Here is a 13,756-nt window from a genome sequence, read left to right on the forward strand (position 1 = left end):
AGGTTTGTCCATGGCGGATCTGCCCGCCCGCGTTCTGTTCGGTGCCGCCTACTACCACGAGTACCAGCCCGCCTACGGCCCGGACGTACGGCCCGACGAGCAGCTCAAGACCGACCTCGACCTGATGGCCGAAGCGCACTTCACCGTGATCCGGATCGGCGAGTCGGTCTGGTCGACCTGGGAGCCGGAGAACGGCCGCTTCCAACTCGACTGGCTGCAACCGGTGTTGGACGGCGCCCACGAGCGAGGCATCTCCGTCGTCCTCGGCACCCCCACCTACGCCGTACCGCCGTGGCTGGCCCGCCAGTACCCGGAGATCACCGGCGAGCGACGCACCGGCGAGCGCATCGGCTGGGGCGCCCGGCAGGAAGTCGACTTCACCCACCCCGCGTTCCGCTTCCACGCCGAGCGGATCATCCGGAAGGTCGTCGCCCGGTACGCCGACCACCCGGCCGTCATCGGCTTCCAGGTCGACAACGAACCGGGCCTGGAACTGTTCCACAACCACGGCGTCTTCCAGCGCTTCACCGATCACCTGCGCGAGAAGTACGGCGACGTCGAGACCCTCAACCGCGAGTGGGGCCTGGTCTATTGGTCCCACCGCCTGTCCACCTGGGCCGACCTGTGGACCCCCGACGGCAACGTACAGCCCCAATACGACGTCGCCTGGCGGGAGTTCCAGGCCCGCCAGTGCACCGAGTTCATCGGCTGGCAGGCCGACATCGTCCGCGAGTACACCCGCCCCGAGCACTTCGTTACGACCTGTATCTCCTACACCCGCCCGGCAGTCGAGGACGACGAGCTCACCGACCGCCTCGACATCGCCACCGGCAACCCGTACTACGACATGCAGGACGGCCTGCTCCTGCCCGACCCGACCCCGGACACCCACCAGCAGAAGTGGAAGACCACCGGCGTCTGGTCGCTCTACCAGACCGCCGACTGGATGTTCTCCTCCCGCCAGGAACCGTTCCTGGTCACCGAGACCAACGCCAACTCCATCGGCATGGCCTGGGACAACAGGCCCGCCTACGACGGCCAGTGGCGCCAGGCCGCCTGGGCCCTCGTCGGCCGCGGCGCCCGCATGATCGAGTACTGGCAGTGGCAGACCCTCCGCTTCGGCGCCGAGACCTACTGGGGCGGAGTCCTCCCGCACAGCGGCCGACCGGGCCGGACCTACGCCGAACTCGGCAGGCTGGGCGAGGAGTTCGAAGCCGTAGGGCCGCTCGTCGCGGGTCTCGAACCGGACGCCGACATCACCATCGTCTATTCCACCCCCAGCAAGTGGCTGATGCAGAAGCACCCGCCGCTCGCGACCCCGGAAGGCGAACCGGACCCTGCCGCCTACCACCGCATCCTCGACCCCTTCTACCGCGGCGCCTTCGACGCCGGACGGCAGGTGCGTGTCGTCCACGCCCGCCAACTGCACGATCCGCGTGGCGAACGCGAAGGCCTGGCCCCCGACGAAGCCGCCCGCCGGCATCCCGTCCTCGTCGTGCCCGGCCTGTATCTCGCCGACGACACCACGCTCGACTGGTTCGCCGCCTACGCACAGGCCGGCGGCCACCTGGTCCTCGGCCCCCGCACCGGCTACGCCGACCACGAGGCACGCGCCCGGCACGAACCGGCCCCCGCCCGGCTCACCGGCGCGGCGGGAGTGTCGTACGACGAATTCAGCAACCTCGCGCAGCCCGTGCCCGTGCGAGCCGTGCCCGACAGCCCGCTCGCGCTGCCGGAGACCGCGACGGCGACGCACTGGGCGGACGGTCTGACCGTCGCCGACGCCGAGGTCCTCGCGACGTACGAGCACCCGCACTTCGGGCGCTGGCCCGCCGTGACCACCCGCCGTCACGGAGAGGGGCGGGTCACGTACGTCGGCACCGTGCCCGGCCGTGATCTCGCCCGCGCGCTGGCCGAGTGGCTGGCGCCGGCCGCCCGCAGCGGGTGGGGGGATCTGCCGGCGTCCGTCACGGCGACGACCGGTACCTCGCCCGACGGCCGGCGGGTGCACATCGTCCACAACTGGAGCTGGGAGCCCGCCCGTTCGACGGTGCCGGTCGATCTGGCCGACGCCCTGGACGGCACGGCCCTCCTCGCGGGCGCGGTGTTGGAGCTCGGCCCGTGGGACGTACGCGTACTGGTTTCCCCGATCGACGCGAAGGAGTAGCTGTGCGAAGAAGCAGAGCGGTGAAGGCGCTGGGTACGTTCGTCGGGGCCGCGGCGATGCTGGCGGCGCCCATGGCCACGGGTGCGCAGGCGTACGCCCCGACGGGCGGCATCCTCTACCAGCTCGGCAGCGAACCGTGTCTGAAGGGGCGAGGCAACTGCGCCGTCTACCCGAAGTCGGCCCAACTGCCCGGCGGGCGGCTGGTCGCGTCGTTCGAGAAGTCCACCGTCGTGTCGGCCACGGGCAGCGCGGACGGGCAGACGCTCCCGGTCTACAAGAGCGACGACCACGGGACGAGCTGGCAGCCGCTGTCGGAGGTCAAGGCTCCGGCGTATCTCTCCAAGGACCCCAAGTACGCGAAGTACACCAGCAATTGGACCAACCCCTACCTCTACACGCTTCCGCAGAGCGTCGGAAAACTGAAGCGGGGCACGCTGCTCCTGGCGAGTGTCGTGTCGGGTGACGACGCGTACTACAAGGAACACAAGACGGCCGACCCCAACTGGACGCCCTCCAACGACGGTGACCGCAGCGACCTCGCCATCGCGCTGTACTCCAGCACCGACGGCGGCGCCTCCTGGAAGGTCGTCAACGTCATCGCGACGGGCGGCTGGCAGGGCGGCAGCGCGGGCGCGATCGGGCAGAACGTCGCCACGGCCAACACGCACCAGCAGGTCGACCCCATCTGGGAGCCGTACCTGATGGTCTACAAGGGTCAACTCGTCTGCTACTACTCCGACGAGAACGACTACACCGGCTTCGACGCGACCACCGGCGTCCCGACGCTCGACCCCGCCAACGACACCGCCGCGGACTCACACGGCCAGATCCTCGCCCACCGGACCTGGAACGGCCGCAGCGCCAAGTGGAGCGGACCCGTCGTCGACGTCGCGGGACTGACCCAGTCCATGGGCGGCGGCAAGACGGAGATCGGCGGCGGGCGGCCGGGCATGACGAACGTGGTGCGGACCACGGATGGCAAGTGGCTGCTCACATACGAGTACTGGGGCGGCGGAGCCAACACCAGATACGTGCTCGCCGACAACCCGCTTGATTTCTACCGGAGTTCGGTGATCGGCGGTGCCGTCACCTCGCTGCCGGTCGACACCGGCTCCCGTCCGCTCGCGACAGGCGGCAGTCCGGTCGTCATCAGGCTGCCCGGCGGAGGCCTGGTCTACAACGCGGCCGGCAGCGGCAACGTCTGGGTCAACAAGAGCGGCCGTGGCGACGGGGTCTGGAAGGAGTACCAGACGACCTCGCGGGCCGGATACAGCCGCGACCTCCAGTACGTCGACGGCACCGGCCGTATCGCGATCCTCAACAACCAGGGCACCTCGACGATCGCCTACGCCGAGGTCGACCTCGGACGGTCGAAGGGCGCCTACTACCGGTTGGTGAACCGGAAGACCGGCCAGGTGATCGGCACCGGCGGCAAGACGAACGACGCGAACATCGGCAACGGGAACGTCCCCGACGTCGTCCTGGAGGCCCGAGGCTCCGCCGCGAACCCGGACACCCAGTACTGGCACGTGGTGACCGAACCGAACGGCGGGGTAACGCTGTTGAACAAGTCGGGCGGTCGCGCGGCGGCGATCTGGACCGGCAACGCGACGGCCGGTCAGCGGATCGGCCAGTGGGTCGACAACAGCGCCACCGGCAGCTGGAACCTGGTCAAGTCCGGTGACGGGTTCTACCGGTTGCAGTCGGTCAAGAACACCAGCCTGTATCTGACCGGAGCGTCGGACGGGGCGCCGCTGACGCTGCAGAACGTGGCGGCGGACGGTTCGCAGGAGTGGCGGCTCGTGCGGTAGGGCGGTGGAGGGGCCGACCGGCTTCGAGGGTGAACTGCCGGTTGGCCCACTACCGTTGGGGACATGAGGGTTCGTCACAAGGCGCGTGTGGTGTTGCTCGACGGCGGTCACCTGGTGTTCCTGAAGCGCGGCTGGCCCGGCGGTGATTCGTACTGCACCTCCGTCGGCGGGAGCGTCGAGCCCGAGGACGCGGACCTCGAAGCGGCGTTGCGGCGCGAGGCGATGGAGGAGATCGGGGCCACGATCGGTCCCGCCACCGAGTTCCTGACCCTCACCGAACCGCGCGGGACGAGCACCGTCGTCCAGCACTACTTCCTCGCCGACCTGCTGGACATGGACCTGGATCGCCGGCACGGTCCCGAACTCGACGACCCCGACACGGGCGACTTCGAACCGGTGCGGATCGCGCTGAGCCGTCCGGCCGTGGCGGCCGTCAACCTCCAGCCGGCCGAGCTAGCCGACTATGTGCTCGCGCATGTCGAGGCGTGGGGCGCCTGACCGCTGCCCGGGTGTCACAACGCCTTTAGCTGGGTGAGGAGTTGGAGGGTGTCCGTGTTGACCCAGTACTCCACGAACCTGCCGTCGCGCATCCGGAGTGTGTCGGTGCCGGTGAACGTGACCACCGTCCCGGGCACGGCCTTGGCGCCGGGGAAGCCGCCGGCGTAGGTGCCGGTGGCCGTCCAGCGTATGGACGCGTAGCGGCCGTCGACCAGCGGGGCGACCTGCTCGGTGAAGCGGAGGTCGGGGAAGGCTGCGCGGGTCTGCGCGATCCACGTGACCAGCCCGTCGACACCGCGGATCGAGCTGCCGTCGCCGCCGTCGAGGAGGGCGGCGTGGACGCGGAAGGCGGGGGAGATGATGCCCGGCGCCCGGTCGTAGTCGCCGTTCCAGAGCCGGAGCCAGTCGTCGAGCATCGCCTTCGGCCGCTGCGCGCCCTCGTGGTCGCTCTGGACGGCCGTGATCGCCGTCGTCGAGGGGGACTTGGGTGACGCGTCCGAGACGGTGGCGGTCATGGCCGTGCAGACCAGGGCGGCGAGCGCCGCCGGGACGAGCAGCCGGGCGCAGGGACGGGGGGCGGTGCGGGCGGGCGGGACGGTGGGCATGGCAGGTCCTTCCGAGAGGGGTGGGGAAGAGGGGAGGGCGGGGTGCGTCACGGCGTCAGGACGACCTTGCCGGCGACCGTGCCGGACTCGGCCAGGCGCAGGGCGTCCGAGACGCGGGCGAGCGGGAGTTGGGCTGCGATCTGCGCGTTGACCTCACCGCGCTTGAGGGCCGCGAACACCTGGGTCAGGTCGGCACTCAGCTGGGCCCGGAACTTGTTCTTGCTCAGGGCGCGCCCGGCCCAGACGTTGAAGAAGTAGGCGTGGCGGCCGTTCGGCAGCGCGTTCCACACCCAGACCCGGCCCAGGATCTTGAGCACGGGCAGCTGCTTGGAGCCCTCGTCGTCACGGGTGGAGGCGCTGCCGTAGGAGACGAGCGTGCCGCCGGGGGCGAGGAGGTGCCAGGACCGGACGACGCTGGGGCCGCCGACGTGGTCGAAGACGGCGTCCACGCCGCGCGGGGCGAGCTCGCGGACGCGGGCGGTGAGGTCGGGGGTGCGGTAGTCGATGGGCTCGACACCCTGCTCGCGCAGTGCGTCGTGGTGGCGCGGAGACGCCGTGCCGATCACGTTCACCCCTGCGGCGTGGGCGAGTTGGACCAGGACGGTGCCGACTCCGCCGTTCGCACCGTGCACCAGGATCGTCTGGCCGGCGCGGACGCGGGCCTTGCGGTGCAGCATCTGCCAGGCGGTGATGCCGTTGACTACCACGGTCTCCGCCTCGGCCGCGCCGATCCCCTCGGGCACCGGCACCACGTCGGCCGCGTCGACGAGGACATGGCTTGCCCAGCCGCCGACCTTGACCAGCGCGGCGACCCGGGTGCCGGTCAGGCCGGGTTCGACGCCCGCGCCGGTGGTGAGGACGGTGCCGACCAGGTCGTAGCCGGGGACGAAGGGGAACGGGGGCTGGTCGTAGTACTTGCCGCGGCGCATCTGCTGCTCGGCGAAGGAGACCCCGGTCGCCTCCATCCGGACCAGGACCTGGCCGGGGCCCGCGACGGGCACGGCTCCGTGCCGGACCTCCAGGCCCTCGGGCTCCACCTTGCCCGGCAGGACGACCTCGACGAGTGCGTCGGTGGTGTTGTCCACGTGGTTCATGTTGTCCGTGTTGTCCGTGCTGTTCATGGTGACCTCCACTGCGATCCGCTGTGAGCTAGGAGATTTCGTGTTCGTTATAAGTTGTAACTCACGCGAGAAGGGTTCGTCAATAGCGATCGTGATAGCTTCTAACTGGAGCGTGAATATGTAGTCGAGTGGGAGTGGAAGGCGGCCGGTCATGGCGGAAACGGGCACGAGGACTCCGCGCGAGCGCTATCGCGACCAGGTGCGCGCGGAGGTCAAGGAGCACGCGCGGGAACAGATCGCCACGGCGGGCGCCTCCGCGCTCTCCCTCAACGCGATCGCCAAGCGGATGGGCATGAGCGGGCCCGCCCTCTACCGGTACTTCGCCAGCCGCGACGACCTGATCACCGAGCTCATCCGGGACGCGTACCGAAGCCTCGCCGACACCTTCCGCGCGGCCGCCGAGTCCGGCGCCGACCTGCCCGGCCTGGCCCACGCGCTGCGCGGCTGGGCCCTGGACGACCCCCAGCGCTACTTCCTCGTCTACGGCACACCCGTCCCCGGCTATCACGCGCCCGCCGACATCACCGGGATCGCGTCCGAGATCATGGCGGTCCTGCTGGACGCGAGCACGGAACTGCCCGCGGACGGTTCCACGACACCGTTCGAAGTCGACCTGGGAGCACACCGGCACTGGGCCGGCGACCACCCTGCCCCACCCGCGGCCCTCCGTCGCGCCCTGACCTGCTGGACCCGCCTGCACGGCGTGCTGTCCCTGGAACTCGCGGGCCACTTCACGGGCATGGGGTTCGACCCGGCGGTGCTGTTCGACTCGGAAGTGGCCGACCTGACGGCGCCGTAGCCACAGCGAGGTGCCGACGCTCGCGGTCCCGTACACGTCCGGGTCTCCGGTTGGCCGGGCGCCGGAGGGGTATTTCGGCCATGCGATGGTGAGGGCGGACCGAGGTCCATTCCGGTTGATGGGGGCGCGATGTCGAGGATGAGCAAGGAGATGCGCGCTGCCGCGGTGCGTGCCGCCGGGGAGGCCGGGCTCGGTGGGCTGAAAGGCGTCTACGACTGCTCCCGGTTCGACGCGTGGTTCCTCGCGGTGTCGGGCTGCGTGTTCACGGCCTTCCTGCTGCCCGCCGTCCTGATCGACGCCCACGACAACGGCGTGTCCGCCAAAGCGATCGGCGGGATCGCCCTCTGCCTGATGGTGACCGTCGGGATGTTGTTCGCCGCCCGCGTCCTGTGGCGCAACGCCGAGGGCGGCATCGTCCATTTCGAGGGCGGCATGGTCGAGACGTACGGCGCGGGCAGCGAAACGGTCTGCGCCTGGCGCGACGTCACCGAGGTCCGACGAGTGGTCAGGAACCCGATCATCCCCATGTACAGCGTCACCGCCGCGGGGCGCCGGCACTCGGTGGCCCGCAACGACTTCTCCCACTGCCGACCTCTCCTCAAGGACATGGCGAACCTGCGGGTCCAGGCACCGAGCGACTGAACATCGCCCGTCGTATCCACGCCATCACCGTTCATCGCAACGCCTGCCTCCCCGATTGGCTTGCCACAGACCGGAATTGAAGCCCTCGGAGGCGTCCGGAACGGGGTCGTACGCGGCTTCGGCAGGCCCTCGGACACGTTTCGGGCGCGGTGCGCGACGGCGGAGTCGCCCGCATCCTGGCACGCCCTCACCCGCTCGTCTGCGGCCTTTCCAGAACACCTCTGACCTGGTGTTTTCCTTCATTTCGCCTACGCTGGGGTGATCTGCCGAACACCATGGGAGGGGTCTTCGTGCGTGCGGAAGGCATGGAGTACGACGCTGCTGATATCAAGGTGCTGGAAGGCTGGGAAGCCGTACGGAAGCGGCCGGGTATGTACGTCGGCTCGACCGGCGAACGCGGCCTGTACCACCTCGTGTTGGACGTCGTCGACCGGGCCGTGGGCGAGGTCTTGGCGGGCCGCGCCGGCTTCGTCGACGTCACGCTCGCGTCCGACGGCGGTGTACGTGTCGCCGACGATGGGGCAAGGGGTGGAGGGGCCTACGATGCGGACCTCGAAGCGCAGTTGACCAGCTTCCACATGGGTTCCGGCCCAATTGGTCGGCGCACTGCGGTCATTGCCCCCTTCGGCTTGGGGCTCTTCGTCGCCAACGCGCTGTCGAGTCGGCTGATGGTCGAGGTCCGGGGCGAGGGGACCCGGTGGGTCAAGGAGTACGCGCGCGGTGTCGACATCGAACAGACCGACACCGTAGGGCAGTTGACCGGAGACCTGGGTTCGGCGACCGGAAGCGGGACGACCATCTCCTTCTGGCCGGACACTGAGATCTTCGAGACGACATGGTGCTCGTTCCCTGTACTGGCGGAGTGCTTCCGGCAACTGGCCTTCCTCAACCGGGGTCTGGCCATCTCACTGACCGACGAACGCCCGGCGGACGGGGTTCGCAGGGTGCTGTACCAATTCCCTGACGGAGTGCGGGACTTCGTGGCCGCCCTCGATGCGGAAGCGGGGGCGAACCCCCGTCCGGACGTCTTCGGCTTCGAGGGTGAGGACGCGAGAATGGCGGGGACGATGGAGGTGGCCCTGCTGTGGGGACACTCTCGCGACGCGCAGATACGCGGCTTCGCCAACAGCTGGGCCACTCGCGAGGGTGGCACACATCTGGACGGCTTCCGCGACGGAGTGGTGGCGGCGATCACCGAGTTCGCACGGGAACGGGGGCTGCCGACCGCGTCCGACCTCGATGCCCGCGCCGACCTGATCTTCGAGAGCCTCACGGCAGTCGTCTCGGTGAAGCTCGATCAACCCGAATACCTCGGCGCCACCTCGGCGTTGCTGGGCAACGCCGAGGTGCGGATCTGCGTCGCGGAGGCCGTCCAGAAGCACCTCGGCAACTGGTTCGCGGAACACCCGGAGCGGGCTGCGGAGATCGTGAACCGCATCGTCCGGGGCCGCGATCAGGACTGAACAGGAGCTGACCGGCCGTCAGAAGCAGTTCGGTTTCCGGACGCCTGGAACGTTGCCGCTCCCCCCGAGCAAAGCCCCCAGGTCTCCGGACATCCCACCTCCCCTTCGCACCCCCTCGCCGATGCCGACAGGCGAAGGAGCGATAACCCGACCGGTTGGTCCTCGCGACCGGACGGTGTGGCGGCACGGCGGTCGCGGCCGGGTTGGGGACACTCGCGGTCCGGCGCCGCGCGGGCGGCGGGTTCCCTGTCTGGCTGGAGAAACGTGGTGCGACTTCCCCTGTTTCGGGCCGTCCTGGCGGTCTCGGTGCTCGTGGCGTCCGGAGTGGCCGCCGCCCCGGTCCGGGCGGACGGGACGCCCCGGCCCCGGGCCGTCGACGATCTCGCGCGGTACGCCAACCCGTTCGTCGGCACCGCCCCCGGCGGCTCCGACTTCGGCCACGGCGGCGGCGCGGGCAACACCTTCCCCGGGGTCTCGGCCCCCCTCGGCGGGATGCAGTGGAGCCCCGACACGGTGACGTATCAGCACGGCGGCTACTCCTACGGCGACAACCGCATCCGCGGCTTCAGCCTCGCGCACATCTCCGGGGCCGGCTGCGCCGCCTACGGCAACGTCCCCTTCATGCCCACGCAGGACGCCGTACCGCCGTCGTACGCCACCTTCTCGCACGCCAACGAGCAGGCGGCGCCCGGCAGTTACCACGTCACCTTCGACAACGGCATCGGCACCGACCTGACCGCCACCCAGCGTTCGGGCATCGCCCGCTTCACCTACCCGGCGACCGATACCCGCCCCGCCGCCGTGAGCATCGACGCGGCGAAGGCGTTCACCGCGGCCACCGGATCCGTCGACATCGGGACCGACACGCTCTCCGGGTACAGCGACAGCGGCGCCTTCTGCAAGGCCAAGAACCGTTACCGGCTGTACTTCCACGCCACCTTCGACCAGCCCTTCGCCCAGGCCTCCCACCCCGACGGCAAAGCGGGCGCGGCCATGGTCTCCTTCGCCCCCGGCGTGCGCACGGTGACCGCCCGGGTCGGTGTTTCCTTCGTCGACGTCGAGGGCGCCCGCCAAAACGCACTGACCGAGCAGAAGGCACAGTCGTACGACACGATCCGGCAGGCCGTGCGCGACGACTGGAACGGGTGGCTGAACCGCATCACCGTCGGCGGTGGCACGGACGCCCAGCGCCGGGTCTTCTACACCGCCCTCTACCACGCCCTCCTGCACCCCAGCGTCTTCAGCGACAGCGACGGTCGCTACACCGGCATGGACGGGGCCGTCCACCGCACCCTCGCCGGACACGTCCAGTACGCGAACTTCTCCGGCTGGGACGTCTACCGCTGTCAGGTCCAGCTGCTGGCGCTGCTCGCCCCGCGTGAGGCCTCCGACATCGCGCAGTCCGTCCTCAACCAGGGCCTCCAAGCCGGTTACTTCGACCGCTGGACCCTCGCGAACGGCGGCAGCGGCGTCATGGTCGGCGACCCGCTGCCCGCCATCGCGTCCACGATCCATGCCTTCGGTGGCACCGACTTCGACGCCGCCACCCTGCTGCGCACGGCCCTCGCGGACCGCCAGGACAACCGTCAGCGCCCCGGACACGAGCAGTACGACACCCTCGGCTACGTCCCCGCAGGCACCAAGGGTGTCTGGGGCTCGGTCTCCACCACCCTTGAGTACGCCGTCGCCGACTACGCGCTCGCCCAACTCGCGCACCGGCTGGGCGACTTGACCGCGTACGCCACCCTGCTGCGCGCCTCCGGGAACTGGCGCAACCTCTTCAACCCCGCCACCGGATACCTCCAGCCCCGCGCCGCCGACGGTACCTGGCCCGCCTTCACCCCGGCTCAGAAGACGGAGTACGTGGAGGGCAACGCGGCCCAGTACACGTGGATGGTTCCGCAGGACCTGCCCGGACTGTTCGCGGCGATGGGCGGCGACGCCGCCGTCACCACCCGCCTCGACACCTTCTTCAGCAGCCTCAACGCGGGTGCCGACCAGCCCTACGCCTACCTCGGCAACGAGCCCTCGTTCGGCACCCCTTGGGCGTACACCCACGTCGGCCACACCGACCGAGCCGGAGCCGTCGTGCAGCGCGCCCTCTCCACGCTGTTCACCGACGCCCCCGGCGGACTTGTCGGCAACGACGACCTCGGCGCCATGTCGTCCTGGGCGGTGTGGGCGAGCCTCGGCCTGTACCCCGAGGTCCCCGGCACCGCCCAACTCACCCGCACCGCACCGCTGTTCCCCACGGCCACCGTCCACCGGGGCGACGGCACCGAACTCACGGTCGGCTCCGCGTCGCGCAGGCACTCACTCCGCTAGCAGGCTTTGTACGGGCCGCGCCCCGGGTCCGGGCGCGGCCGTGACCTCGGTCGGTGCGAGTGCGCCGTGCGGCCCGTCGCACTCCACCACCACGCGGACCGGCGCGCCGCATCCGGTGTGCCGTACGTCGAGGACCGGGCCCTCGGGATCGGGGGCGTACGTCTCGCCCCACTGCCGCAGGGCCATGAGAATCGGCCACAGATCGCGGCCCTTGCTCGTCAGCCGGTACTCGTGCCGGGTCCGGCTTCCCGCCTGCTGGTAGGGCACGGTCGTCAGGATGCCGGCCGCCACCAGCTTGCGGAGCCGGTCGGCGAGCACCGCGTCCGAGAGCCCGAGATGGCGCCGGAAGTCGTCGAAGCGCCGGACCCTGATGAACGCGTCCCGCAGGATCAACAGGGTCCACTTCTCGCCGACGAGGTCGAGCGTGCTCTGGACCGGGCAGTTCTCCGTGCTCACGTCGAGCCATTCCATGCCGCCAGCGTAGCCACCTGGCTCTGTCATTGACAGCCAGCTGCGGACAGATCTAGCTTCTTTTCAGGAAGCCAGCCTGGGAGGTAGCGTCGTATGGGTCGGTCACGCACGTACGAGTGGGAGGACCCGGGGGTCTCGGCAGCCGCCGTAGGGCAGTCCACGGGTCTGGAGTTCCTGCGGGAACTGATCGGGGGACGCCTGCCCGCGCCGCCCATCGGGGCCACCCTGAACTTCACGCTCGACGAGGTGGAGCACGGTCGGGCGGTGTTCTCCCTGATACCGGGGGAGGAGCACTACAACCCCATCGGCAGCGTGCACGGCGGGGTTTATGCCACCCTGCTCGACTCGGCGGCCGGGTGCGCGGTGCAGACCACGCTGCCGCAGGGCATGGGGTACACGTCGCTCGACCTGAGCGTGAAGTTCCTGCGCCCGGTCACCGCCGACACCGGCCGGATCCGTGCCGTGGGAACCGTGTTGAACGGTGGACGGCGTACCGCGCTCGCGCAGGCCGAGCTGTTCGACGAGAAGGACCGGCTGCTCGCGCACGCCACCAGCAGCTGTCTGCTGTTTCCCGTCCCGGGCTCCTGAACAGGCTCCTTAGCCGGGACGTCCGAAATCCGCCTGTCCCCCGCGCAGGCGGATCCGTACCGTCAACTCCCTTGATCCATACGGTCGAAGGCGTCGCCGGAACGCTGTGCAGTCTGCCGGACGCCGTGGCCGTGGTGGTATGGGGAGAAGTACGTATGCGCCTACGTGGGTACGTGCATACGTGCGTACGGGAAGTGACACACGCGGGATCGTGAGGGCGTATGGCGGGCGGGCCGGCCGGGGCGTACGAACGCATGCTGGCGGTTGCGGTGGCGGCGCTGCACGAACGGGAACCCGAGCGGCTGTGGCCGATGGTCGCCGCGGCCCTGCCGGGCCTGTGCGGCGGAGAGTCGCTGATCTACAAACTCGGCGAGTGGACGGACCGGACCGGGGCGATGGGGCTGTCGCCCGCCGCCGCGGCGCATCTCGGGCGGATCGACGACATCGGGGACGGGGCGATGGCGGTGGTGCGCCGGGGCTACCCCTTCGCGGACCACTACGCCACGGCCGGGGCCGTCCGCCGACCCGGGACGGCTCACCGGATGGCGGGGAGGGGGTGGGCGCGGAGCCGCACCGCGGGGACGATCAGCCGGTTGATGGACGCCGACCATGTCCTGGCGATACCCCTGCCGGGCACGAGCACGCCGGTGACCGGCTGCCTTGTCTACCGTGCCGGTGCCGACTTCACCGAGGACCAGGTCCGGGCCGCCGAGCAGTTGCAGCCCCTGCTGGCCGGTGTGGAGCAGCAGCGGCAACTCCTTGAGCGCCTGCGCGCGAGCACGGCAGCGCGCGAAGCGCCGGAGGCGACAGCGGACTCCCGGCTCACACCGCGCCAGGTCACCGTCCTGCTGCTGCTCGCCGACGCGCTCACGGCCTCGGCGATCGCGCACCGCCTGGGCATTTCCGTACGCACGGTCCACAAGCACGTCGAGAGTCTGTACCGGAAGCTGGGGACGCGCGATCGCGTGAGCACGGTGTTGCGGGCGCAGGAGATCGGTCTCCTTCCGCGTCGAGCGGGGCGCTGAGGCGGCCCCGGGGCGCTGCGGTCGTCCAGAGGGTGCGGGTCGGTGGGGGCTGGTCGCGCAGTTTCCCGCACCCCTATAGGACCTGGCTGCGCCGGTCCGTGAAGGGTGCGCCTGTGTGGTGGGGCCGCATATTGACTCAGCCTCGTGTCCCTGTGGGGTGCTGGGACGCGTCGTGGGACACCAACCCCAACGTGTGCAGCTGGCCGGTGGCCGCGTCGGGCGGGGCCCCGAGCCCCCGCCC

The 13,756-nt window shown here is 70.2% G+C and carries 12 protein-coding genes; 9 read left to right on the forward strand and 3 right to left on the reverse strand.

From position 1 onward, the window contains the following. The first annotated feature begins 10 nt into the window (after positions 1-10). The 3 genes from SPR02S_RS06465 to SPR02S_RS06475 all read left to right on the forward strand — a co-directional run bounded on the left by SPR02S_RS06465 (position 11) and on the right by SPR02S_RS06475 (position 4,476). Positions 11-2,167, forward strand: a complete 2,157-nt coding sequence (locus SPR02S_RS06465; protein ID WP_019056120.1) for a beta-galactosidase — start codon at positions 11-13, stop codon at positions 2,165-2,167. 56 nt (positions 2,168-2,223) lie between these two features. Next, positions 2,224-3,978 carry an RICIN domain-containing protein gene (locus SPR02S_RS06470; protein WP_052346939.1) on the forward strand — a complete coding sequence of 585 codons (1,755 nt, stop codon included), beginning with the start codon at positions 2,224-2,226 and terminating at the stop codon, positions 3,976-3,978. 63 nt (positions 3,979-4,041) lie between these two features. Next, complete coding sequence (locus SPR02S_RS06475) at positions 4,042-4,476, forward strand: NUDIX domain-containing protein (protein WP_026150287.1); 435 nt, start codon at positions 4,042-4,044, stop codon at positions 4,474-4,476. Between the two features lie 14 nt (positions 4,477-4,490). On the opposite strand, the gene SPR02S_RS55245 is transcribed toward SPR02S_RS06475, so the two are convergent. Both SPR02S_RS55245 and SPR02S_RS06485 read right to left on the reverse strand, forming a co-directional pair. Continuing rightward, positions 4,491-5,081 (reverse strand): ester cyclase, encoded by a 591-nt coding sequence (locus SPR02S_RS55245; protein ID WP_019056123.1) that lies wholly within the window; start codon positions 5,079-5,081, stop codon positions 4,491-4,493. Positions 5,082-5,128: 47 nt separating this feature from the next. Continuing rightward, positions 5,129-6,202: a medium chain dehydrogenase/reductase family protein gene (locus tag SPR02S_RS06485; RefSeq protein ID WP_245607507.1), complete on the reverse strand. Its 1,074-nt coding sequence runs from the start codon at positions 6,200-6,202 to the stop codon at positions 5,129-5,131. Between the two features lie 151 nt (positions 6,203-6,353). On the opposite strand from SPR02S_RS06485, the gene SPR02S_RS06490 reads away from it, so the two are divergent. From SPR02S_RS06490 to SPR02S_RS06505, 4 genes are all read left to right on the forward strand, one after another. Continuing rightward, on the forward strand, positions 6,354-7,001 hold the full coding sequence (locus SPR02S_RS06490; RefSeq protein WP_019056125.1) for a TetR/AcrR family transcriptional regulator: 648 nt from the start codon (positions 6,354-6,356) through the stop codon (positions 6,999-7,001). A gap of 138 nt (positions 7,002-7,139) precedes the next feature. Beyond that, positions 7,140-7,643, forward strand: coding sequence for a hypothetical protein (locus SPR02S_RS06495; RefSeq protein WP_020684161.1), 504 nt, complete (start codon positions 7,140-7,142; stop codon positions 7,641-7,643). A 290-nt stretch (positions 7,644-7,933) separates the two neighbouring features. Beyond that, positions 7,934-9,106, forward strand: coding sequence for a DNA topoisomerase subunit B (locus SPR02S_RS06500; protein ID WP_245607508.1), 1,173 nt, complete (start codon positions 7,934-7,936; stop codon positions 9,104-9,106). 267 nt (positions 9,107-9,373) lie between these two features. After that, on the forward strand, positions 9,374-11,431 hold the full coding sequence (locus tag SPR02S_RS06505) for a GH92 family glycosyl hydrolase (RefSeq protein WP_019056128.1): 2,058 nt from the start codon (positions 9,374-9,376) through the stop codon (positions 11,429-11,431). Here SPR02S_RS06505 and SPR02S_RS06510 read toward each other — a convergent pair. Continuing rightward, positions 11,420-11,902 (reverse strand): winged helix-turn-helix transcriptional regulator, encoded by a 483-nt coding sequence (locus tag SPR02S_RS06510; RefSeq protein WP_019056129.1) that lies wholly within the window; start codon positions 11,900-11,902, stop codon positions 11,420-11,422. The genes SPR02S_RS06505 and SPR02S_RS06510 overlap by 12 nt on opposite strands. 93 nt (positions 11,903-11,995) lie before the next feature. Between SPR02S_RS06510 and SPR02S_RS06515 the strand changes: the two genes are divergently transcribed. Both SPR02S_RS06515 and SPR02S_RS06520 read left to right on the forward strand, forming a co-directional pair. After that, the gene (locus SPR02S_RS06515; RefSeq protein ID WP_019056130.1) at positions 11,996-12,490 is read left to right on the forward strand and encodes a PaaI family thioesterase; all 495 of its coding nucleotides are present in this window, start codon (positions 11,996-11,998) and stop codon (positions 12,488-12,490) included. A 221-nt stretch (positions 12,491-12,711) separates the two neighbouring features. Beyond that, a complete protein-coding gene (locus tag SPR02S_RS06520; protein WP_019056131.1) occupies positions 12,712-13,515 on the forward strand; it encodes a helix-turn-helix transcriptional regulator in 804 nt (267 codons plus the stop codon). The last annotated feature ends 241 nt before the right edge of the window (positions 13,516-13,756 follow it).

Source organism: Streptomyces prunicolor NBRC 13075 (assembly GCF_000367365.1).
Classification (GTDB): domain Bacteria; phylum Actinomycetota; class Actinomycetes; order Streptomycetales; family Streptomycetaceae; genus Streptomyces; species Streptomyces prunicolor.